Source organism: Bartonella sp. WD12.1 (assembly GCF_002022415.1).
Taxonomy (GTDB): Bacteria; Pseudomonadota; Alphaproteobacteria; order Rhizobiales; family Rhizobiaceae; genus Bartonella.
The window spans coordinates 1-24,972 of record NZ_MUBG01000002.1 but is presented as its reverse complement, the minus strand read 5'-3'; the positions used below and the strand labels follow the sequence as shown (position 1 = coordinate 24,972).

The following is a 24,972-nucleotide window of genomic DNA, read 5'->3' as shown; positions in this document are numbered from 1 at the left end:
TCGTCTTACCCATACTGCTGACCTGCCAACTCTTGATGAAGCCCTAAAAAACTTACACAAGAAAAAACATCTTTTACAATTACCGAAAATAACTCCCATCAAGAAACCAACAATGTAAATCATACCGTAAAAGCCGATGATGCGCACATTCATTCTTTCTCACAAATTTCAAACCCGCAGCAAAACCAACATAATTTAAAAACAGCCTTAGCTAATCAACCTAATCTTTCAATTCAACCAATAGAATCATTAAGAATTCAAACTCCTGAAAATACAGACTCTTTTGAAACAACAGAAAATCTTGATAAGATTCAAACTACCAAATCTTCTAACAATGTTGTTCATTTACCGTACGCTTCTTCTCCACCAGAAACGGAAACGACAGAACAAAAGTCCCTAAATATAAATTCCCTACATGATATCGTTAATTTAGCTGAACAACACCGTGAAATACATTTCAAATTGCTTGTCAAAGAATTTGTTCATCCTGTTTCTTTTGAACCGGAGCATATAACATTAAGACTTGCTGAAAATGCTCCGCGTTCACTAGCTCGCGATATAAAAAAAATGTTGTATCAATGGACTAAAAAACATTGACAATAACCTTTGTCACCGAAGGAGGAGGACCAACTTTACAGGAAGAAAGTGCAGCCGCCCAAAGGCTCTTTTTTCTGATGTGGAAACAGATCCTGATATCGCAACAATTCTCAATCATTTCCCAGGAGCAAAAATTGTCGATATTCGTCTGAATAAACAAGAAAATGATCTTGATTTCACTCCTCATATCTTCGAAAATGAAAATAATGATCATACAAATGATGAATAAGGAAACTAATTGCTATGCGTGATATGATGGGCATGATGAAAAAAGCCAAAGAAATGCAAGAAAAAATGCAGCAAATGCAAGATGATTTGGCTAATTTGCATATAACAGGTACAGCTGGCGGCGGGCTCGTTAGTATCACCTTAAATGGTAAAAATACTATATCGGCAATCAAAATTGACCCGTCATTAATCAATCCTGAAGAGGTTGAAATACTTGAAGATCTCATTATGGCGGCTCATAATGAAGCCAAAGCAAAAATTGAAACGGCTATAGCAGAAAAAACACAAAGTATAACAGCAGGTTTACCGATTCCACCAGGTTCAAGCTCCCGTTTTAATAAAGTGGCTTTAATTTAATCTTTGGAATAATGGTATGTCTCAACATATTGCAGGCCCTGAAATTGAGCGCCTCATTCAACTTTTAGCGCGAATACCAGGTCTTGGACCACGTTCAGCACGTCGTGCTGCCCTTCATCTTATCAAGAAAAAAAATACTATGGAGCCATTAGGAGCTGCAATACAAGAAGCTGTAAACAAAGTAAGCATTTGTTCTGTTTGTGGCAATGTAGATACAACTGATCCTTGTTTGATTTGTACAGATCCTCGTCGTGATAATACAACGATTATTGTTGTTGAAGATATTTCTGATCTTTGGGCTCTTGAACGAGCCGGAATTTTACCAGCGCGCTATCATGTACTAGGTGGACGACTATCCCCATTAGATGGAATAGGTCCAGATGAACTCAACATCACTTCTTTAATAAACCGTGTTATCAATGACTCAATTGCAGAAGTTATTCTAGCTGTTAATGCAACTGTTGAAGGGCAAACAACAGCACATTATATCACCGATCAACTCTCTAATTTTTCAGTTAAAATTACCCGACTTGCCCATGGAGTACCGGTAGGTGGTGAACTAGATTATCTCGATGATGGAACTTTAGCTGCAGCCCTACGAGCGAGAACCAATCTTTAAAATATAATTTTTCTATCATCTTGTTATTTCTTCCATGGTATTTTTAAAGAAAAAAATATCAAAAAGATTAAATAAGAGACTATATCTTCTCATAAAATTTCGCGCATTTTACTAATATACACACTTAAGACTGAGCGTATGATTTAGAAATTATAGAAAAATAGCTTCTTACACAAATACAGTTTGAAAACTCTGGCAGTTTTATTAGAATTCATTAATTGACTAGTTTTTAAAATATCACACATTTCAGAGTAATAATTTTCTTTTTAGTAAATATCCTGTGACTTAAAATCTAAATAACCCTGGATCTTTCATATTTGCCATATTCTTCTAATGCTGCATATAGATTTTATAGTTCTTTCTCGATTACCTCTTTATAATTGTAATACTTTTAATGATACCCTTGCGTGCACTTTTGCCATATTATATCAAGAAACATATTAAATATTAATCTAGTCTAAAAATATTCCCAAAAAGGTAATGTTTATTAATATTGCAATTATCTTCAAACATTTGCAAAATATACAAAATAAAATACTCAAAAAACTATAATTAACTTTCTATCTGTTGTTATATCCAGTTAAAATGCGTTCATGTTTATCCTTGCCATAGACACTGCCTCAATTTATTGCGCTGTTGCACTTACCCGTCATCAAGCTGTTATTGCGCGTATCAGCGAACACATTTTCAAAGGCCATGCTGAAAAGCTCATTGGTCAGATTACGCAAATAACTGATCAAACTGGCATCACACTTGATCAAATGGATCGGATTGCCATTAACATCGGACCAGGGTCATTTACAGGTGTACGTACAGGTGTTTCGACTGCAAGAGCTTTAGCATTAGCACTAGAAATACCGGCTATTGGAGTGAGCACACTTGAAGCGTTAGCAAAACAAGCGCACAACAAAAATACTATGTCAACAATCACTGTTGTTATTGAAGCTGGTAGAGGAATGTTCTATTATCAGAGTTTTAACAAAGACCTTACAGCTTTATGTGCGCCTGGCTTACAAACACTTGAAAACATCATCGCAAATTTACCACAACAAACAATATTAACTGGTCCAGCTGCCGATATTATTGCTGCACATATCAAAACAATAAGATAAACACCGCAACCATATTAGATTTCATCCCATGTGAAGCGGCTGACGTTTTAACTTATGCTCACCTTGCGGCAAACAAACAACCACAAGCTGCACCTCCTCGTCCACTTTATTTACGCGATGCCGACGCAAAACAACATGCCAGTTTTGTCTTACCACGAAAAAATAATGGCTAAACTTTCACCCACAAAAAATATTTTGAAATTGCATCACTACAAACTGATGATAGCGCTTGTCTTCATCAAATTCACCAAAATTGTTTTATTCCGGCTTGGGAAGAACAAACATTTGATCTGTTTTTAAAAGATCATTCTATTTTCGGTTACAAAGTTTACCTTATTAATCAGCCTGATCAAATTTTAGGATTTTGTCTATGCCGTCTTATTCTTGATGAAGCAGAAATTATTACGATTGCTGTTCGACCTCATTACCAAAGGCAAGGAATTGGTTCTTTGCTTGTCGATAGTATACTTTGTTATCTTCAACATGCACGTGCCGCAAAGCTATTTTTAGAAGTTGAAGAAACAAATCTTTCTGCCTTGGCTCTTTATCGGCATTTTAAATTCAAAAAGATTGCCAAACGTCTTGCTTATTATCAATCACCAAATGGCCGCAAAAATGCAATTATCATGCAAAAAACTTTTAAGCAAACAGATTGAGATTTGTGTAAAAAGCGTTTAGGATGCATCATGAAGCAGTCGCATCTTAAGAATACACTTTCTATTTCTCCCCAAAAGGTTTTTATCAAAAACCTATGGATGTCAAATGAATACTTATGACAGCCAACGAATGAACGATAGTCTTAGTGCCGAAGGTTATGTAACCACACAAACACCAAATGATGCCGACCTTATTCTTGTTAACACTTGCCATATTCGTGAAAAAGCAGCAGAAAAACTTTATTCTGATCTTGGTCGCTTGCGGATGATACGTCAAAAACGTGCACCTGATAAACCTTTAATAATTGGTGTAACGGGCTGTGTTGCACAAGCCGAAGGAAATGAAATCTTGCGTCGTGCCAACAGTAGATCTCGTTGTTGGGCCGCAAATGTATCATCGCTTGCCAGAGTTGTTAAAACAGGCCAAACAAGGAAAAAAAGTCGTTGAAACGAACTATGCTGTTGAAGATAAATTTACTCATTTACCACCTCATAATAAACATGCTGTTCAAAAACGAGGCGTTAGCGCATTTTTAACAATACAAGAAGGATGTGATAAATTTTGCACCTTTTGTGTTGTTCCTTATACACGAGGCGCTGAAACATCACGACCTGTTGAGCAAATTACTCACGAAGCCATCCAACTCATTGAAGCTGTGTAAAAGAAATTACGCTTTTGGGGCAAAATGTAAATGGCTGGCATGGACAAAGTGCTAATGGTAAAACTTGGCGCCTTGGTGACCTTCTCTATCATCTTGCTAAACTTGATGGTTTAAAGCGATTGCGTTATACAACCAGTCATCCACGTGATATGGATGAAAGCCTTATTGCTGCACATCGCGATCTTGATATGCTTATGCCTTATCTGCACCTTCCCGTCCAATCGGGTTCAGATCGTATCTTAAAAGCAATGAATCGTCAGCATAAAAGTATTCATTATCTTCGACTCATTGAAAAAATTCGTACTGCACGACCAGACATTGCTTTTTCAGGCGATTTTATTGGGATTTCCAGGTGAAACTGATGAAGATTTTGAAGAAACCATTAAACTCATTAAACAAGTGGGTTACAGTTCAGCTTATTCTTTTTAAATACTCACCGCGTCCTGGAACGCCTGGTGCTACAATGAAAAACCATGTTGATGAAACTGTAAAAAATTCTCGTCTTCAACGTTTACAAGCGCTCCTTCTTGACCAGCAACATACATTTTTACGTTCTAAAATTGGTCAAACAACCAATATCCTTATCGAAAAATCTGGTCGCCATCTTGGGCAAATGGTAGGTCGCTCCCCTTGGCTTTTACCTGTTGTCGTAGATGCACAAGTTTCTACAGGCACTATTATGGAGATTCATATTAAAAATGCGAGTTCAAATAGTTTTGTCGGAGAAAAAGTGAATATTTAAAAATACTCCTAAAATTTTGTTCAAAGTATTAACTTAAAAAACTCTTTCATTTTTAAAGAAAAAAATTATATTTTAAATGTATCATACTTAAATAACACAGGAGAATAGGTTGAAACTATCAACCGAAAAACCAAAACACACTAAAAAGACAACAAACGCCTCCCCCAAAAACATTAATATTTTTGAAAAAAAGAACTTATCAGAAGTTCATCATATTGTTTTAACTTTTGAAAATAACAATTACGCAAAAATGGTTTTTGGAAAATTCGATGAAAATCTTTCTTATATTGAACAAAAACTCGGACTTAATATTTACCCGCGCGGTAACAAAGTTTCAATTAGTGGAAGTGCTGCTGCCACAAAACACGCGCAATACGCATTAGGCCAGCTCTATAAACTAGCAAAAACACGTCAAGAGCTTACTTTATCAGACACAGAAAGTGCAATTGCCATGGCAAATTTGCCAAATGAAAAGCAAAAGTCTCCAAAAACAATTCAATCTATGACAAAACATGTACCAATACAATTGAGCACTCATAAAAAAACAATCTATCCCCGCACCCAAACGCAAGAGGCTTATCTGCGAGCAATGGAGTGTTCTGAACTTGTTTTTGGCATAGGTCCAGCAGGAACCGGCAAAACATATCTTGCTGTTGTTCACGCTGTCACACTCTTAGAACGCGGTATTATTGAACGAATTATCCTTTCACGTCCTGCAGTTGAAACTGGAGAACGTCTTGGTTTTCTTCCTGGTGACCTCAAAGAAAAAGTTGATCCCTATTTACGCCCGCTTTATGATGCTCTTTACGATATGATGTCTGCTGAAAAGGTAGAACGCATTTTAGCTTCTGGAGTCATAGAAATTGCTCCTCTTGCTTTCATGCGCGGACGGACACTTGTTCATTCAGCTATCATCCTTGATGAAGCACAAAATACTACACCCATGCAAATGAAAATGTTCCTCACACGTCTTGGAGAAGGAGCGCGTGTTGTTGTTACAGTGATATAAGCCAAATTGATCTTCCTGCAGGACAAAAGTCAGGTTTAACGGAAGCAATTCGCATTCTCTCAGATATAGAAAATATTTCGATCATTCGTTTTGACGAAAAAGATATTGTGCGCCATCCTCTTGTTGCTGCTATTGTGCGTGCTTATGATCGCGATTCTGGCAAACAAGCAAAAAAGTCATTCTAATGATCTTGATTAAAAAATGAATTAAATCCATCATGATTACTATTGATATAACCATTGAAGATGCTGAATGGGATAATGAGGACGTACTTTATGACATCACCACAAAAGCATTAACCACCACAATGCACCATTTATCATTAAACAAAGTAACAAGTGAACTCAGCTTGCTTTTTACAAATGATGATCACATAGCACAAATCAATGCACAATGGCGCTCTCAAAACAAACCCACTAACGTTTTATCCTTTCCTGCTTTTCCTCTTAAAGTTGGACAAAGTCCTAAATTTATGCTCGGTGATATTATCATTGCGAGAGAAACTATTATGCGAGAAGCAAAAGAAGAAGGGAAATCATTTCAAGATCACCTGACACACATGATTGTTCATGGCCTCCTCCATCTTCTTGGTTACAATCATGAAACAAATGATGAAGCTAATCAAATGGAAAAACTAGAAAGAGAAATCCTTCAAAAGCTTTCCATAAAAAATCCCTATACTGAGTTGCTTTAAAATGATAAAAATCAAACTTTAGAAACCGATATTACACAATAAAACTTAAAGCATCTCATTATTATAAAAAGTAAGGCTTAGAAAATCTTAGAACCATGGTGGATAAAATTAGTACACACAATAATAACCAAAATATCTTCTCATACTGAAGGAGCCTCTTCTCAACGAACAAATTACATAGAAAAAAATTCATTTCTAAGCCATTTGTTTTCATTCTTACGTGGACGTAATTCCACATCACTGCGTGATGATTTAACTGATGCCCTTGCTGCTCACAATGAAGATGATGCAACGCTCTTCTCACCTGAAGAGCGTATTATGTTGCACAATATTTTACGCTTACGTGAAACACGCATTGATGATGTGATGATTCCACGTTCTGAAATTGAAGCATTAGAAATAAATACTCCTCTTGGGGACGCTCTCGAATGTTTCGAAAAAATTGGTTATTCTCGTATGCCTGTTTATGCTGAAACTCTAGATGATCCACGAGGTATAATCCATATTCGTGATATCCTTAGTCATATAACCCGCTTTATCACCAGCTCAGCTTCCACAAAAAATGGACAGAAATCTGGTCTACTTCAGCTAAGTAATACAGAGAATTTACATACCCCAATTGGTGAACTAGATCTTATTCGAACAGTTCTATTTGTTCCAAGCTCCATGCTTGCCAGTAAATTATTAACACGTATGCAAGCCACACGAACACAAATGGCTTTGGTTATTGACGAATATGGTGGCACAGATGGTTTAGTTTCTATGGAAGATATTGTTGAGCTCATCGTTGGTGATATTGAAGATGAACACGACAATATCAACAATGTTATTGTGCGTGAACCCGACAATAAATGGCTTGTTGATGCAAGAACTGAATTAGAAGATGTGGAAAAAGCTCTCGGTCCTGATTTTATTGTAGGAGAACACGGTGATGAAGTCGATACCATTGGTGGTTTGATTGTTTCTATTCTTGATCGTATTCCTTCAAAAGGTGAAATCATTGAAGCCATACCTGGTTACAGATTCCGTATTTTAGAAGCTGATAACCGCCGGATTAAGCGATTGCGCATTGTTCGTATCTCAGAAAATGAGCACTTAACTGAAGAGGCTACTTTAAAAGGATAATGGTCAAGTGCTTTTTAATAAGCTCACAGCTTTCCTACTTTCTATCACTGGTTGGAAACGACAAATATGTGTTTTTTATGTGGTGCGCTTACATCCTTTGCGCTCCACCCTTTTATCTAACACCTGTCAGTTTTTTAACTTTTCCTATCTTTGTTATCTTACTTGATGCAATCAACACTATTCAAAATTTCAAAAAACGCCTTTTAATAAGTGCACTAACTTGCGGAAATTTTGGCTTTGGTTATTTTGTTTACAGCCTTTGGTGGGCAAGTAATGCTTTATTGATAGACCCGATCACTTATGCTTGGACAATACCATTTGTTATTTTTGGCCTTCCCATTTATCTTGCCCTTTATTGGTTTTTTGCTGGTTTTATTATTGGTTGGTTATGGACAAAAGGGATAGCGCGCTTTTTGTTTGCTTTTGCATTGGGGTTAGCAGAATGGTTGCGCGCCATCTTGTTTACAGGATTTCCATGGAATGCTCTTGGCTACACAGCTATGCCAACCCCGATGTTCATGCAATCAGACATGATTGTAGGGCTTTATGGAATGAATATTCTTTCTGTTTTAGTTTATAGTTTACCTACAGTTTTACTCACAAATGAAAAAAGAAATTTGCTCTTATTCTTTGTTTTCTACTTATATTAACCCATAGCATCTTTGGATTTTATCGACTGAATACAGCACCTAATATCGCTGATTATCAAAAAAGTAGCTATTGGGTACGCATTGTTCAACCTTCCATCCAACAAAACAAAAAGTTAAATAATACTACATCTGAAGATATATTCACAGCTCATCTAAACTTAAGTATGATGTCAGAAACTGATCAAACCTTAAAGCCTGACTTTATCGTATGGCCTGAAACATCTGTTCCTTATATTCTCACAGGTACTTCCGCTATCACAATGCGCATCGCCTCACTTCTTAAGCCACAACAATGGGCTATTATTGGTGCTGTGCGAGCCAATACTGACTTCCCTAATGCCCAAACACAATATTTTAATACAATTGAAGTCATTGACGCCAAGGGCAATATTCTTAACTCTTCCGATAAACTTCACCTAGTCCCTTTTGGTGAATACCTACCTTATCAAAATTTATTGAATAAAATTGGATTAAATGCCATTGCCGATAAAATTGGTGGATATAGCTCTGCTTCTGTGCGCCAAACTGTCATGATGCCAAATGGATTTTCTTATCTTCCTCTCATTTGCTATGAAGCCATATTTCCCCATGAAATGACTTTTAAAGGCCCTCCTCCTCAAGCAATTATTAATGTTACAAATGATGCATGGTTCGGCATAACACCTGGTCCGTACCAACATTTTCAACAAGCACGGCTGCGTGCAGTTGAACTAGGAATACCTCTTATACGAGCAGCTAACAATGGAATATCAGCTGTGATCGACCCTTACGGACGAATCGTTGATGCTCTTGAACAAAATGTTATTGGTTTTCTTGATTCTCCGATTCCATCACCAATTATTCTAATATGGAACAATGAATGCAGAATATTCTCTACTTTCATCTTATTCATTCTTATGCTATTGTACCGTATTAGTTTTGGCTTTACAAAACAATCTTAATGATTGAATGCTTATGTACAATATCATGTTATACGTACCAGTAACGTTGGGGAAAAGTATTACACATTATCCTAATTTATGATAAACTAACTTTACGTGCATCTAATATTGATTTGGAAACAAAGCGCTAAAATAAAGAGTTGCAGTATGACCGAAACTAGAAAAAAGCCCGATCCAATAGATGTTATGTTGGCACTCGTATTCGTTTACGTCGTAATATGTTAGGTCTTACCCAAGAAAAACTAGGTGAGCAATTAGGGTATTACTTTTCAGCAAATCCAAAAATATGAAAAAGGTACAAACCGTGTTGGTGCAAGTCGCCTTCAAGCAATTGCAGAAATTATGGATGTTCCTGTTTCTTATTTTTTTGATAAAGGTATTACTCAATCTGCAGAGGGTTTTGCTGAAAGCGAAAGTAATTTTATGGATTTTTGCTCTAGCAGCGAAGGAATCCAATTAATGCGTGCTTTTACTAATATACTTGATGCTAAAGTACGTCGAAAAATCATTGATTTAGCAAAAGCTCTTTCTGAAGAAGATCAAACAAATAAATTATAAAAATAAAAATACATTTTTCCTTTAATATCGCCTCATAAATCAGCATTGACGATTTGCCATAGGATTGGCAAATAGAGCAAACTTCAAATAAATAATAAGAAAATGCCGGTTTTCTTTTCTGAGGGAGTTTTTATGCCGCATCAAAATTATTTTTTCACTAGTGAATCAGTATCCGAAGGGCATCCTGACAAAATCTGTGATCGCATTTCAGATGAAATCGTTGATATGGTTTATAAAGAAGCGCAGAAAACTGGAACTGATCCATGGTTAATGCGAATCGCTTGTGAAACTTTAGTGAGCATAAATCGCGTGGTTATTGCTGGTGAAGTACGTGTTCCTGATACACTCTTAAAAAGAGATAGAAATGGAGAATTTATCTATGATAAATTGGCTCTCCTATTATCAATCCTACTCATTTTCGCGCAGCTGCGCGTCGAGCCATTCGTGCGATGGTTATGAACAGGCAGGTTTTCATTGGAAAACTGTTAAAATTGATGTTCTTTTGCGTCAACAATCAGCTGATATTGCACAAGCGGTTGATAATGCAACTGATCGTCAAGGCCAAGAGGGAGCGGGCGATCAAGGTATTATGTTTGGATATGCTTGCCGTGAAACACCAGACCTTATGCCTGCGCCAATCTATTATGCGCACAAAATCTTAGAGCTTCTTGCTATAGCGCGCCATAAAAAAGGGAGAAGCTGGAAAACTGGGGCCAGACGCTAAAAGTCAAATAACAATACGATATAAAAATGGAAAACCTATAGAAGTAACGTCTATTGTTCTTTCAATACAACATTTGGATGAAAATTGGGATTCAATAAAGTACAAACAGTGGTTGAGCCTTATATTCGCCAAGCTTTACGTGATATTCCTATTTCTGATGAATGCAGTTGGTATATTAACCCAACAGGCAAATTTGTTATTGGCGGCCCTCAAAGTGATGCAGGATTAACAGGACGCAAAATCATTGTTGATACTTATGGTGGCGCAGCACCCCATGGTGGAGGGGCGTTTTCAGGTAAAGACACAACAAAAGTTGACCGTTCTGCAGCATATGCTGCACGCTATCTAGCTAAGAATATTGTTGCAGCTGATTTAGCAGAACGGTGTACTATTCAACTTTCTTATGCAATTGGTGTTGCACAACCCTTATCTATTTACCTCAACCTTCACGGAACAGGAAAAGTAGATGAAAATACTATTGAAACCGCAATCCGCAAAATAATGGATCTTTCACCAACAGGTATCCGAAAACACCTTGGTCTTAACAAACCTATTTACGCCAAAACAGCTGCTTATGGCCATTTTGGGCGCAAACCAGAACATGACGGTTCATTTTCATGGGAAAAAACTGATCTAATTGCAACGCTTAAATCAATGATTAAAGTACCATGATTGCGCATAAAACACGTATGAGCGAAGCTTTTTTTGGTCGCCGACAAGGAAAACGACTACGAAACAATCAACTTTCGTGTATAAAAACGCTTCTCCCTACTCTTAACATTGATTTAAATAAACCAGCACCCTTAGAGCTAACATCTTTATTTGCTACTCAAGTAAAGGAAGTCCGGCTTGAAATTGGTTTTGGTGGAGGTGAAAATTTGATTCATGAAATGGAACGTTTTCCACAAACTGGTTTTATCGGCGTAGAACCCTTTATTAATGGTATGGCAAAAATATTGGTCCATATTGAAAAACACACACATTATCAAAATCATCTTCGCCTTTATGATAATGATGCCACACAACTTCTTGATTGGCTGCCAACAGCATCACTTGATGGAATAGACCTTTTTTATCCCGATCCATGGCCTAAAAAAAAGCATTGGAAACGGCGATTTATCAATGCAAAAAACCTTAATCGTTTTGCTCGAGTTCTTAAGATAGGTAAAAAATTTCCGTTTTGCCAGCGATATAGATACTTACGTTAATTGGACCCTATACCACTGCACACATCACGACAGTTTTGAATGGCAAGTAGAAAGTCCTAAAGATTGGAAAAACCCCTACCCGTCATGGCAGAGCACCCGTTATGAAGCAAAAGCTTTGCGTGAAGGCAGAACACCTGCTTATCTTACTTTTATTAGGAAATAGCTGATAAAACACTTTATCATGGACGACTTGAAAAACTTTAAATTTAAGAATATAATGAAACGGATTCTTCATCTTGTGATAAGGAGTGGGTTTTGAACCCGCTCTTTTTTAATATCAGTGGGTCAAAACAACTTGAATGATATAAACGAAACTGAAACAATAAATAACATTGATGAGCCACGTCTGTTTGAAGAAGATGGGATTGAAGGGCGTGTGGCTGCTCTTGTCTCACCATTGCTCAAACCTTTAAATTATCGTTTAATTCGCGTCAAATTCTCTGGTTTAAATGGCTTAACTCTTCAGATTATGGCTGAACGCACTGATGGCACCATGGCAATAGAAGATTGTGAAATTATTAGCCGCACTGTTTCGCCTTTTCTTGATGTGCAAAATGTCATTGAACGAAAATATCATTTGGAAATCTCATCTCCTGGTATTGATCGCCCATTGGTAAGAAAATCTGATTTTTTCAAATGGCAAGGACATATTGCAAAAATTGAAACTGGTGTTGTTATTAATGGGCGCCAAAAATTTCGCGGCACACTAACAAATATTACACAAAATAGCTTTACCTTAAATACCGATAAAGCTTCTCACGGAGAAATAGCGGATGTTTTGATTCCCTTCGCTGATGTTACGAATGCGCGTCTAGTGCTTACTGATGAACTTATTCGCGACGCACTGAAAAAAGATAAAGAGTTACGTCAACAGCTAATCCCTGAAGACAATTTTAATACTTTAACCGAGAAAACAAACTGTCAAAATTAATGTTAATTAGAATCATTCCGCTTGGATGGTATAAAAAAGGAGAAAATCTATGGCTATAAGCGCTAACAGGCTTGAACTTCTGCAAATCGCAGATGCTGTTGCACGCGAAAAGTCAATTGACCGTGAAATTGTCATTTCTGCAATGGCTGATGCTATACAGAAAGCAGCGCGTTCACGTTATGGTCAAGAAACCAATATCCGTGCTGAAATTAATTCTAAAACTGGTGAAATTAAATTGCAGCGTTTACTTCAAGTTGTTGATATCGTTGAAGATTATACAAATGAAATCGCTTTATCTGACGCCTTAAAACATCAAGTTGATATAAAAATTGGTGATTTTTTCTGTGATCCTTTACCTCCTATGGATTTTGGGCGCATTGCAGCACAATCTGCCAAACAGGTTATTGTCCAAAAAGTACGTGATGCGGAACGTGACCAGCAATTTGAAGAATTCAAAAATAAAGTTGGTGAAATAATTTCTGGTACAGTCAAGCGTGTAGAGTATGGTAACGTTATTGTCGATCTAGGACGTGGGAAGCTATAATACGGCGTGATGAGCTAATTCCTCGTGAGTCCTTTCATTATGGAGATCGGATTCGTGCTTTTGTTAATGACGTACATCGTGAACAGCGAGGGCCGCAAATTTTCCTTTCGCGTACGCACCCTCAATTTATGGCAAAACTTTTTACCATGGAAGTGCCAGAAATTTATGATGGTATTATAGAAATTAAATCCGTTGCACGTGATCCAGGTTCGCGTGCCAAAATTGCTGTCGTCTCACGTGATGGTTCAATTGATCCTGTTGGAGCGTGCGTTGGAATGCGAGGAAGTCGGGTTCAAGCTGTTGTTGCAGAATTGCAAGGAGAAAAAATTGACATTATTCCTTGGTCACCTGATGCTGCAACATTTATTGTCAATGCATTACAGCCTGCTGAAGTTTCAAAAGTCGTTCTTGATGAAGATGCAGAACGTATTGAAGTTGTCGTTCCTGATGACCAACTCAGTCTCGCTATTGGGCGACGTGGGCAAAATGTTCGTTTAGCCTCGCAATTAACAGGATGGAGCATTGATATCTTAACAGAACAAGAAGAATCCGAAAATCGTCAAAAAGAATTTAATGAACGTAGTAAGCTTTTCATGGAATCCTTAGATGTTGACGAAATGGTCGGACAAGTTATGGCATCAGAAGGTTTTGCTTCAATTGAAGAAATTGCCTGTTGATCTTGAAGAAATCGCTTCTATTGATGGTTTTGATAATGAAACTGCTTCAGAAATTCAAAGCCGTGCACGCGAATACCTAGAACGCAAAGAAAAAAAGATTAGAAAAACGTAAAAAACTTGGTGTTGATGAATTGCGATCACTTCCTGGCATGACAAACGCGATGTTGGTTGCTATTGGCGAAGATGGTATTTAAAACAATAGACGATTTTGCAGGTTATGCAGTGGACGACTTAATTGGCTGGCGAGAACGCAAAGGAGGTCAAGTTCAGAACTTCTCTGGTATCTTAACCCCCATTTGATATTACACGTACTGATGCAGAAGCTATGATTTTAGCTGCACGTGTGCAAGCAGGTTGGATATGTCAAACTGATTGTGTCGCAGAAAATTCTACAGAAAATGAGAAAACAGATAACGTGGATGAAGACACACTTTAAATAGGAGACACACTTTAAATGAATGAGCGGACCTGTATTGTGACAAAGAAGAGCGCTTCAACAACAGCGTTGATTCGCTTTGTCGTTGGTCCAAACAATCAAATTATCCCCGATCTTAAAGCTAATTTGCCCGGGCGTGGTATTTGGGTCTCTGCTCATTATAATACCGTTGAAGAAGCAATTAAACGTAAAGCTTTTAGCAAAAATCTTAAAACAGATGTGGAGGTTGCTTCAAATCTTGCTAATATTGTGGATAAACTCCTCCTAAAATCTGCCCTTGGGAGCCTTTCTATGGCGCGAAAAGCAGGTGCTGTTGTCACAGGTTTAACCAAAGTTGATTCTGCTATCCGCTCTGGTCAGGTTGCTCTTGTGTTGCATGCAAAAGAAGCTACGGAAGATGGTAAACGGAAAATTTTACAAGCAATCTATGCAATACAACAGAAAACGAATCAGGATATAAAAGTTTTATCTTTATTTACAAGCGATGAAATGAGTGTGGTTTTTGGAGCTAATCTTGTGATACATGCAGCCTTATTGAATACAAAATCTGCAGAGGGTTTTAGCAAAACGATAAACAAATTGATCGCCTATCGTAACGAGAAATACAATAAGCCTTGTGAGATGACGGCAAAAGCCGTGAAGGAAATACAATGAGTGAAAATAATAATGACAAGATAACAGCTAAAAAGACGCTGACCCTCAAACGAACAGGGCTAGAAACTAGTATGGTCAAACAAAATTTTAGTCATGGCCGTACAAAAGCTGTAGTTGTCGAAACTAAACGACGTAAAATTACACGTCCTGATGAAAAAGTTGAGACATCATTGTCAATTACTAAACCGCATGTGGCTCAACCACGCTCCAAACCGCGGTTTGAAGAAAAAGCAACGAGTAAACCTATAGCCCAAAAATCTGTGGCTCAAAGTAATCTTTCTTCAGCTGAAATAGAAGCAAGATTTCGTGCTTAGAAGAAGCAAAAATCCAAGAACAGATAACGCGTCAACAAGCTGAAGAAAAAGAAAGACGTGCCAAAGAACGTGAAGAAAGCTTGCGTTTACAAGCTGCTCAAGAAAAAATGAAACAGCAAGACACTCAACACACTGCTGTACAAACTCAAACTTTTTCTCCTGCAGTCTCTCTAACAGAACCAATAGAATCAGCAAAGGCAGCTACCCCGTTTAAAAATACAGCTTCAATCGAAAAACGCGCCATAGATGACAATGAAGACGAAGAAAAGCGTAACCGTCGCGCTAATCTTTCTAAATCAGAAATACGTGCACCTAAAGCTGTAAAAGGTGCCGATGAACGCCGCCCGGAAAACTCACACTTAATAGTGCCTTAGATGAAGAAGGCAGTGCACGTGGCCGTTCAATGGCTGCAATGCGCCGCAGACAGGAAAAATTTAAACGTGCTCAAAACCAAGAGCCACGGGAAAAAATTTCTCGTGAAGTTATTCTTCCTGAAACTATTACCATTCAAGAACTTGCGCAACGTATGGCTGAGCGCTCTGTTGATGTTATAAAATTTCTGATGAAACAGGGCCAAATGATGAAGCCCGGCGATGTTATTGATGTAGATACTGCTGAGCTTATCGCTATTGAATTCGGTCATACAGTTAAATGTGTCTCAGAATCAGATGTAGAAGAAGGTATCTTTAATATAGCTGATGACCCTCAAAAAATGCGGCAACGTCCACCAGTGGTAACAATTATGGGTCATGTCGATCACGGAAAAACATCTTTGCTCGATGCTATTCGCAAAGCCAATGTTGCATCTAATGAAGCAGGTAGTATTACGCAACATATTGGTGCTTATCAAATTGAACAAAATGGACAGAAGATTACCTTTATTGATACACCCGGACACTCTGCCTTTACAGCCATGCGTGCTCGAGGTGCTCAAATTACTGATATTGCTATTCTGGTAATCGCTGCAGATGATAGTGTTATGCCGCAAACAATTGAATCAATCAATCATGCAAAAGCTGCTGGTGTGCCTATTATTGTTGCCATTAACAAAACTGATAAACCAACTGCTGATGCACAAAAAGTGCGCACAGAACTTATGCAACACGAAGTTTTCGTGGAATCCATGGGTGGGGAAACTTTAGAGGTTGAAGTTTCTGCTAAAACTGGTCAAAATCTTGATAAACTTCTAGAAGCTATTCTTCTTCAAGCTGAAATTCTTGACCTGAAAGCAGACCCAGAGCGAACTGCAGAAGGTATTTTATTGAAGCAAAACTTGATAGAGGACGTGGATCCATTGCAACTGTTCTTGTTCAAAAAGGTGCATTGCATCTTTCCAACATTATCGTAGCAGGTAATGAATGGGGCCGTGTTCGTGCTTTAATTGATGATCATGGTAACCATATTAAACAAGCGGGTCCTTCTACACCGGTCGAAATTTTAGGTATGCAAGGTACACCGCAAGCTGGTGACCGTTTTGCCGTTGTAGTGAATGAAGAAAAAGCACGTGAAATTTCTGAATACCGTCAACGATTAGCACGTGATAAAGCTGTAGCACGAAAAGCTGGTTCTCGTGGTTCTCTTGAACAAATGATGACAAAACTGCAAACCGCTGGCATAAAAGAATTTCCGCTTATTATTAAAGGAGATGTTCGGGGATCTATTGAAGCGATTGCATCAGTATTAGAAAAGCTAGGAAATGAGGAAGTACGTGCCCGTATTGTTCATTCTGGTACTGGAGGAATTACTGAAAGTGATATTTCTCTTGCTGCAGCATCTAATTCTGCTGTTATTGGTTTTAATGTCCGAGCTAATAAACAAGTGCGTGATTTAGCCGCAGCTCAAGGAATCGAAATTCGCTATTATAACATCATTTACGATCTTGTTGACGATGTCAAAGCGGCCATGTCAGGATTACTTTCACCAGAAAAACGTGAAACGTTTCTTGGTAATGCTGAAATTTTGGAAGTCTTTAATATTACAAAAATTGGAAAAGTTGCTGGTTGTCGAGTTACAGAAGGTAAAATAGAACGGGGAGCAAGTGTTCGTCTCATTCGGGATAATATTGTTATTCATGAAGGAAAACTTAAAACACTTAAACGTTTCAAAGATGAAGTTAATGAAGTGCAAGTTAGCCAAGAATGTGGGATAGCATTTGAAAATTATGAAGATACACGTATCGGCGATATTGTTGAAATTTTCCGAGTCGAGCACATTAATCGCACATTATAAAATCACCTGATAACTTTCCTCTCTATTAAAAGAGAGAAATTTTTGGATTGGTGAATGGTGTCTCTTTCCTTTTTAATTTTTTAAAAAAGTAAAGAGAAGAGAAATTGTAATAAAGGTTATGAGTTCAATGAAAAACACAGGTCCATCACAACGGCAATTAAGAGTGGGAGAACAAGTTCGCCACGTGTTAGCTCATATACTACAACGAGATATTTTACTTGATGATGCCTTAAAAGGTGTTGTTATTTCTATCTCTGAAGTACGTATGTCAGCAGATCTGAAAATTGCTACTTGCTTTGTTTCTCCACTCAGTATTGTTCACGATATTTCTCATACTGCTATTATAGAAGTTTTAAATAAACATAGTCGTTTTATCCGTAAAGAAATTAGCCATCAATTGCGACAAATGAAATACATGCCTGAATTACGTTTTCGGTTTGATAATAGTTTTGATAATTTTTCAAAAATTGATGCTCTACTCCATTCACCTGAAGTAGCACGCGATCTTCTTTATAATAACGAGCCTGAAAATTAAAAGAGCATGGCACAACAACGCAAAAAAAAGGTCGTTCTATCTCTGGTTGGATAATTCTTGACAAACCAAAAGGAATGAGATCAACAGAAGCTGTCTCACAAATCAAATGGCTCTTTAATGCACAAAAAGCAGGGCATGCAGGTACACTTGATCCACTTGCTTCTGGTATGTTACCTATTGCATTAGGTGAAGCAACCAAAACTATTCCTTATGTTATGGAAGGTATCAAAACCTATCACTTTCATGTAGCTTGGGGAGAAGAGCGTTCAACAGATGATCTCGAAGGTGAAGTAATTAAAACAGCGATTCAACGTCCAACACAAGAAGATATCCTCGCCCTTTTACCCAAATATACAGGTGTTATTTTACAAACACCTCCAAAATTTTCTGCAATTAAAATTGCCGGTAATCGTGCTTATGATCTAGCCCGTGCAGGCGAGATTGTTGAAATTCCACCCCGCGAAGTGAAAATTGAATCCCTCAAACTTACTGGAACCACCACACAAGGACATTTTTTTGAAATAACATGCGGAAAAGGAACATATGTACGCTCCTTAGCGCGATATGGGACGTGACCTTGGTTGTTATGGATATATTGCTGACTTACGCCGTGTCGCAGTGGCTCCTTTTAATGAAAATGATCTCATTCCATGGAGTAAATTAGAGGCAGCTGTAATACATAAAGACGAAAAAGGAGAAAATTATGCATTTTCCAAACGGGATTTCTCTATACTTGATGAACTACTAACTGAAACAAAGGCCGCATTAGTTCACTTACCTCATTACACCATAAGCGAAAATCAAGTACAGCATTTAAAAACGGGCAATCCAGTACTCTTACGTAATCAAAATGCATGTATTGATGAAAATGATGTTTGTATAATCCACAAAGACCAACTTCTCGCTATAGGTACTATTGAAAAAAACCAATTCAAACCAAAACGTATTTTCACAAATAGATGAACTTCTTTCTATCTGCGATAACCTCTTTATGGAACAAAGTATTTTCCTACACTTATTACAAATAATTGGTCCATTTTACCACTTTATATCCAAACCGTTCTACTAAAATCATTGCTCTGTAGAAAGCTTCAAATATACCTCATCAGCCTGTGGTATTGTTTGCCACTCAATCATACGATGTATTCTTATACCATCGGGTGCACAATTTAATCGACTAAGATGTTTATTCACTTCTGCATCTGCTTTTATAGCACGATAATTATGGCGTAGATAATCTACCCATGTTGGCATATGATAAACTTCTGTCCAACAGCCAGGTTTTCCAAGATTACGTACAAGAACCCATTGGCGAGCGCCATCACGTCGACGAATATGACGACGACGTGCCATAACTTCAAGAAATTCTTTGAGATCATTTTCATTGATTTGATAATCAATCATAATCATGATAGGACCACTACATGCTTCCAAGTCAAGCAAAACTTGTGGTTCTTTAAATTGATCAAGTGGATCAAAATCTATCTGAGGAATTTCTTGGATTTTAAACTTTATACCCGCAAGAGCTCCTAAAATTAAAAAGAGAGCACAAACACTCAAAGCCACTGTTGGAGAATAAGCATCAGCAAATACACCCCAGATCACACTACCAACTGCCATACCACCATAAGATGCAGTTTGATAAAGTGCTAAAGCACGCGCAACAACCCAACGTGGTGTGGAAAGTTGCACAGATGTATTAAACAGCGACAACGCTAAAACCCAAAATAAACCAGCAGGAAATAAAACAAGATGGCTTACAACAATTGAACGACTTACTGCTAAAACAAAGCAAACAAAAGAAAAGCCAATAAATGAAGTCGCAACAATTGTTTCTGAATTAAAACAATGCCGTATATACGAATTAACAAAGCCAGCTGTAATCGCACCTATACCAAAACAACCAAGTAACGTACCATAGAGAAGGGCACTTCCCCAAGAATGTCACATGCAACAATTGGTAACAGAGCAGAAACCGAAATCGTCCCGATACCAAAAAGAAATGCTCTGGCCATAACGCTTAAAAGATTAGGCGACATCACAACATAACGCAAACCATCTGCTATAGCCCCTAAAAAATTTCTCTCGCGGCAATGGTAATGTATTGGTCTTATAGTTGGGTTTCCATAAAAATAAAGCACTCGTTAAAGGAATATAACTCATAGCATTTAATAAAAAAGCAACCGTTCCACCTAGAGTAGCAATAACAGCTCCTCCGATAGCAGGACCTATACTGCGCATTAAATTAAAGCCAAATATTTAGAGTAACAGCAGTAGGATATTTTCTCTACTTACAATATCCCCATTGTTGCTTGCCAAGCAGGATTATGAAAAGCAAGCCCACATCCAATCAAAAATGTAAAGCACAGTAAAAGCCAAGGCGTTATCAATCCTAAATAGGATAAAACAGTCAAATTAATTGATACAATTATCATAACTATTTGTGCAAATAACATAATCTGACGCCGATTAAAATTATCGGCTAATGCTCCTGCCATCAGAGAAAAAACAACAAGCGGTAATACTGTAGCACCTTGAACAAGCCCAACCATGAAATGCGATGAACTAATCAAAGTCATCAGCCAACTTGCCCCTAGCTTGTATAACAACTCCTAAATTAAAAATGAGAGTCGCTGACCATAAATTTCGAAACACTGAATTTCGAAAGCTTTAACGTTAGAATTTTCTGCATCTTTTGTCTCCAAATCGGCAGTCTAATCTTCTTTTTACCATAAACACATTGCGCAAAGCTGCAATCTTTCTCTCAAATAGATATGCCATATTTCATAAAATAGCCTTAAACTAAACAACTTTATTTCTAAAGATCTTCAATATACTTTCAAGGGCTAGTATTTTGTTCTTCTTTCTTATATAAATGCCAAAGCAAGTAAGAATTTTTGTTCTTCTTGGTTTTCATAGACCCTCGCTGGACGACATCTCGGCTATGGGTGACTGTTGTTTCCTCATTTTTTGAAAGGATGATATGATGTCGATTACAGCTGAACGTAAACACGCTCTCATTACAGAATATGCAACTAAAACCGGTGATACAGGCTCGCCAGAAGTGCAAGTTGCTGTTCTTTCTGAACGTATTTCTAATTTAACTAATCATTTTAAATCTCACAAAAAGGACAATCATTCTCGTCGTGGCCTTTTAAAGATGGTTTCTAAACGCCGTCGCCTTCTTGATTACCTTAAAGAAATTGACCAAGATCGCTATCAGGTATTGATCGGAAAATTAGGTTTGCGTCGCTAAAACAAAGTAAATGGATGTTTTTTAAAAAACATCCATTTATGTCGGCTTACTGCTTTCATCTTCAAAATTGATAAAAATTTTCATACGGCAGGATTGCCAGTTGCTTCATCTCAATTGTGATTTATTCTTATCTTTGCGAAAAAAACAGAAGCATCTTGTTGTCTTGCCCGCATTTAAAAGTAAACATACAAAACTAGAACGTGAACACTGGCCATTAAGGATAAAAAATGTTTAAAACCCATAAGGTAGAAATTGAATGGGCCGGTCGGCCACTCATCCTCGAAACAGGAAAAATTGCACGTCAAGCTGATGGTGCAGTTATTGCAACCTACGGTGAAACCATCGTCTTGGCAACCGTCGTTTCAGCAAAAAATCCAAAACCAGATCAAGATTTTTTTCCATTAACCGTCAATTATCAAGAAAAAACCTATGCTGTCGGTAAAATACCAGGCGGCTATTTCAAACGCGAAAGTCGGCCGAGTGAAAATGAAACATTGATTTCACGTTTGATTGATCGTCCGATTCGTCCTCTTTTTGTCGACGGTTATAAGAATGACACTCAAGTCATTGCCTCTGTTTACAGCATGATTTAGAAAACAACCCTGATATTCTTGCTATGATTGCATCCTCTGCTGCATTAACTTTATCAGGCATTCCTTTTGTAGGTCCTATTGCTGGTGCAAGAGTTGGTTATTGTAATGGACAATATGTTCTCAATCCTCACATTGATGAAATGCCCGAATCAAAACTTGATCTTGTCGTCGCTGGAACAGAAAATGCCGTGTTAATGGTTGAATCAGAAGCCCAAGAATTACCTGAAGATGTCATGCTTGGTGCTGTTATTTGGTCAAAAAGGTTTTCAACCAGTTATTGACGCTATCATTAAACTTGCCGAAGTTGCTGCAAAGAACCGCGCGATTTCATTCCAGAAGATTTATCTGACCTTGAAACAACTATGCTTGAAATGGTCGAAAAAGACCTCCAAAAAGCTTACACAATCACCGATAAACAAGAACGTCATACCGCAATTGACGCTATTAAGGCAAACGTTGTCGACAAATTTATGTCGAAAATAGAGGAAAATTGTGAATTTAATGCTGATCAAATTGCCACTGTTTCAAGCATTTACAGCTAAAATTGTTCGCAAAATATTCTTGATACTGGAAAACGCATTGATGGACGCACCCTTTCAACTGTACGTTCAATTCAATCAGAAGTTGGTATTTTACCTCGTGCACATGGGTCAGCGCTGTTTACCCGTGGTGAAACACAAGCACTTGTTATCGCAACCTTGGGAACTAGTGAAGACGAACAATACATTGACTCATTAACAGGAACGTACAAAGAAACATTCTTACTCCACTACAATTTTCCACCTTTTTCAGTAGGTGAAACAGGACGTATTAGTTCTCCTGGTCGTCGAGAAATTGGTCATGGTAAATTGGCATGGCGTGCTATTCACCCAATATTGCCAACAAAAGACTCTTTCCCTTACACTATTCGTGCTGTATCGGAAATTACTGAATCTAATGGATCATCTTCAATGGCAACTGTCTGCGGGACTTCACTTGCGCTTATGGATGCAGGTGTTCCTTTGGCTCGCCCTGTTGCAGGTATTGCAATGGGCTTGATTAAAGAAGGTGAACGTTTTGCTATTTTGTCTGATATTTTAGGTGATGAAGATCATCTTGGTGATATGGACTTTAAAGTAGCAGGTACAAAAAACGGTATCACATCTTTGCAAATGGACATTTAAAATTGATGGTATTACCGAAAATTAAATTAAAATAGCACTTGAAAGCCAAAGATGGTCGAATCCATATCTCAAAATGTCAAAAAAAACCAGCACGTGATGAACTAGCGATTTTTGTTATAGAAATGAAAAATGATGAAAAAAAATTCGCGAATTGTTGTTCTGGTGGAAGTTAAAAATATTGAAACTGGAGCTAAATTAATATTGAAGATAATGGGGCAATTAAGATTGCTTCTACCGATGCTAAAGCCATTGAAGCAGCAAAACGTTGGATTCATTCGATTGTTGATGAGCCCGAAATTGGTGCTATTTATCAAGGAACAGTTGTAAAAACCGCAGAATTTGGTGCATTTGTGAACTTTTTTGGTTCACGCGATGGACTCGTCCATATTTCCCAACTGGCATCAGAACGCGTAGAAAAAACAACTGATATCGTTAAAGAGGGTGAAAGTTTGGGTTAAATTAATGGGTTTTGATGAACGCGGTAAAATTCGATTATCGATGAAAGTTGTTGACCAAACCGGGAAAGAAATTGCTGTCGATGATTCAATAAAGTCAGAAAAAGAAAATAGTTCTGATAAAAAAAGTAATACTGAACGCAAACGTCGCAGTAAGAAAAAAGAAAATTGAGCTTTTGCTTATTATCCATGATAAAAAATGCTATCCTCACGTTAGGATAGCATTTTTTTTGAAAGAACCAATGTGCCACTGTTGTTATCTTGAAAAATATGATTTCCTTCAACTTAACCCAAATTAATATTGATTGTTTTTTGATTCAATTAAGGTACTCAATGAATAATAAGTACAAACTTTTAAATTAATCGTCTTAGTAACTAAACTTCTTAAAATCTACCAATGTCAAATTCCGTCTCTTCTGCAAACAAACTAAACCTTTACTTATGATAGTGTGTTTTTACAATTTGATAAATACCGTGGTTTTCACTAAAAATAGCTTCTGGGATTTGTCTAAATAGGTTAAATACATAAATTGTCATTAACAAAAATCAACTAGCAAACATCACTTCAATGATAAAATAGATAAATATATTAGTGATAATTACCCAAAATCACAGCCTTGTATTTTGATTTTGAGTATCACAATCTATAATAGATAGGTACAATATTTTATTGTTTCGTTCACACCACCACTCAGTCTTGAAAATAAATTTCATAACATTTCTGATATGTTTTTATGGTCGTTACTGTTCCAGAATCTGCCATATTTGTTCCGTATATTTCTGGAAAAGCTTTATTTTAGTAACCAGATTAAAGCTTCTTTTCTTATGAAAAAACCTAAGAAAGAAAATCTAGCCTACACTTAATCTTTAAAAATTAATCATAACGGAAAGTAGCCAAAAACGCATGTAATAATTAACAGTATTATTTTTATGGTTTTTATTAAAATGATCTTGTTTACGAGTTTATCACTGATTTCACAATACAATCATTTTAAACCACGCTCTTACGCAACAAAACATAAATATCTTCATCTTAAGAAAAATATATTGCAATTATCAATACTTGCAAAATCCTTCAAATAAGGAAGCTGTTTATTTTATTGTTGTTAACCACTATCTACTCTTGTGAAAGAGTATAAAAAACTCTTTCACAAAGTTTGATATATAAAAACACACAGTTTTAAAAGTTATCGAAGTACATCGAAAGATAATAAACAAGCGATAACCCTTTAAAGAATGAAACGTGAAAGATCAACATCAGCAGCCAGATCACCTATAGATTGCTTGACATAAGCAGCATCAA

General features: G+C 37.2%; 8 protein-coding genes and 14 pseudogenes. 21 read left to right on the top strand and 1 reads right to left on the bottom strand.

Going from position 1 to position 24,972, the window contains the following annotated elements; translation table 11 throughout:
• The 19 genes and pseudogenes from BWD121_RS07835 to truB all read left to right on the top strand — a co-directional run.
• Positions 1-826: pseudogene (locus tag BWD121_RS07835) on the top strand (DNA polymerase III subunit gamma/tau); the annotation flags it as partial.
• Positions 827-840: 14 nt separating this feature from the next.
• Positions 841-1,182, top strand: a complete 342-nt coding sequence (locus tag BWD121_RS07830; RefSeq protein WP_078664109.1) for a YbaB/EbfC family nucleoid-associated protein — start codon at positions 841-843, stop codon at positions 1,180-1,182.
• Between the two features lie 16 nt (positions 1,183-1,198).
• Positions 1,199-1,801: a recombination mediator RecR gene (gene recR, locus BWD121_RS07825; protein WP_078664108.1), complete on the top strand. Its 603-nt coding sequence runs from the start codon at positions 1,199-1,201 to the stop codon at positions 1,799-1,801.
• Between the two features lie 593 nt (positions 1,802-2,394).
• Positions 2,395-3,086: pseudogene (gene tsaB, locus BWD121_RS07820) on the top strand (tRNA (adenosine(37)-N6)-threonylcarbamoyltransferase complex dimerization subunit type 1 TsaB).
• A gap of 27 nt (positions 3,087-3,113) precedes the next feature.
• Complete coding sequence (rimI, locus tag BWD121_RS07815) at positions 3,114-3,569, top strand: ribosomal protein S18-alanine N-acetyltransferase (protein ID WP_078664107.1); 456 nt, start codon at positions 3,114-3,116, stop codon at positions 3,567-3,569.
• A 30-nt stretch (positions 3,570-3,599) separates the two neighbouring features.
• Positions 3,600-4,973 (top strand): annotated as a pseudogene (miaB, locus tag BWD121_RS07810) (tRNA (N6-isopentenyl adenosine(37)-C2)-methylthiotransferase MiaB).
• A 109-nt stretch (positions 4,974-5,082) separates the two neighbouring features.
• Positions 5,083-6,167, top strand: a pseudogene (locus tag BWD121_RS07805) (PhoH family protein).
• A gap of 32 nt (positions 6,168-6,199) precedes the next feature.
• Positions 6,200-6,676 (top strand): rRNA maturation RNase YbeY, encoded by a 477-nt coding sequence (ybeY, locus tag BWD121_RS07800; protein WP_078662853.1) that lies wholly within the window; start codon positions 6,200-6,202, stop codon positions 6,674-6,676.
• Between the two features lie 95 nt (positions 6,677-6,771).
• Positions 6,772-7,801, top strand: a pseudogene (locus BWD121_RS07795) (hemolysin family protein).
• Positions 7,802-7,808: 7 nt separating this feature from the next.
• Positions 7,809-9,392 (top strand): annotated as a pseudogene (gene lnt, locus BWD121_RS07790) (apolipoprotein N-acyltransferase).
• Positions 9,393-9,539: 147 nt separating this feature from the next.
• Positions 9,540-9,950: pseudogene (locus BWD121_RS07785) on the top strand (helix-turn-helix transcriptional regulator).
• A gap of 132 nt (positions 9,951-10,082) precedes the next feature.
• Positions 10,083-11,346: pseudogene (metK, locus tag BWD121_RS07780) on the top strand (methionine adenosyltransferase).
• A pseudogene (locus tag BWD121_RS07775) lies at positions 11,343-12,045 on the top strand (tRNA (guanine(46)-N(7))-methyltransferase TrmB). Before metK ends, BWD121_RS07775 begins: the two co-directional pseudogenes overlap by 4 nt.
• A gap of 141 nt (positions 12,046-12,186) precedes the next feature.
• Positions 12,187-12,813, top strand: a complete 627-nt coding sequence (rimP, locus tag BWD121_RS07770) for a ribosome maturation factor RimP (RefSeq protein WP_078664026.1) — start codon at positions 12,187-12,189, stop codon at positions 12,811-12,813.
• A gap of 49 nt (positions 12,814-12,862) precedes the next feature.
• Positions 12,863-14,470: pseudogene (nusA, locus tag BWD121_RS07765) on the top strand (transcription termination factor NusA).
• An 18-nt stretch (positions 14,471-14,488) separates the two neighbouring features.
• Complete coding sequence (locus BWD121_RS07760; protein ID WP_078662848.1) at positions 14,489-15,124, top strand: RNA-binding protein; 636 nt, start codon at positions 14,489-14,491, stop codon at positions 15,122-15,124.
• A pseudogene (infB, locus tag BWD121_RS07755) lies at positions 15,121-17,667 on the top strand (translation initiation factor IF-2). Before BWD121_RS07760 ends, infB begins: the two are co-directional and overlap by 4 nt.
• Positions 17,668-17,794: 127 nt before the next feature.
• The gene (gene rbfA / locus BWD121_RS07750; RefSeq protein WP_078662847.1) at positions 17,795-18,202 is read left to right on the top strand and encodes a 30S ribosome-binding factor RbfA; all 408 of its coding nucleotides are present in this window, start codon (positions 17,795-17,797) and stop codon (positions 18,200-18,202) included.
• A 74-nt stretch (positions 18,203-18,276) separates the two neighbouring features.
• A pseudogene (gene truB, locus BWD121_RS07745) lies at positions 18,277-19,165 on the top strand (tRNA pseudouridine(55) synthase TruB).
• Between the two features lie 108 nt (positions 19,166-19,273).
• On the opposite strand, the pseudogene BWD121_RS07740 reads toward truB, so the two are convergent.
• A pseudogene (locus tag BWD121_RS07740) lies at positions 19,274-20,894 on the bottom strand (MFS transporter).
• A gap of 294 nt (positions 20,895-21,188) precedes the next feature.
• Between BWD121_RS07740 and rpsO the strand changes: the two are divergent.
• Positions 21,189-21,458, top strand: coding sequence for a 30S ribosomal protein S15 (rpsO, locus tag BWD121_RS07735; protein WP_007476079.1), 270 nt, complete (start codon positions 21,189-21,191; stop codon positions 21,456-21,458).
• 227 nt (positions 21,459-21,685) lie between these two features.
• Positions 21,686-23,841, top strand: a pseudogene (gene pnp / locus BWD121_RS07730) (polyribonucleotide nucleotidyltransferase).
• Positions 23,842-24,972: the final 1,131 nt, after the last annotated feature.

Coding starts and splice junctions, on each gene's coding strand:
- BWD121_RS07830 (WP_078664109.1), top strand. CDS start 841: ATGCGTGATATGATGGGCATGATGAAAAAAGCCAAAGAAATGCAAGAA.
- recR (WP_078664108.1), top strand. CDS start 1,199: ATGTCTCAACATATTGCAGGCCCTGAAATTGAGCGCCTCATTCAACTT.
- ybeY (WP_078662853.1), top strand. CDS start 6,200: ATGATTACTATTGATATAACCATTGAAGATGCTGAATGGGATAATGAG.
- BWD121_RS07760 (WP_078662848.1), top strand. CDS start 14,489: ATGAATGAGCGGACCTGTATTGTGACAAAGAAGAGCGCTTCAACAACA.
- rbfA (WP_078662847.1), top strand. CDS start 17,795: ATGAAAAACACAGGTCCATCACAACGGCAATTAAGAGTGGGAGAACAA.
- rpsO (WP_007476079.1), top strand. CDS start 21,189: ATGTCGATTACAGCTGAACGTAAACACGCTCTCATTACAGAATATGCA.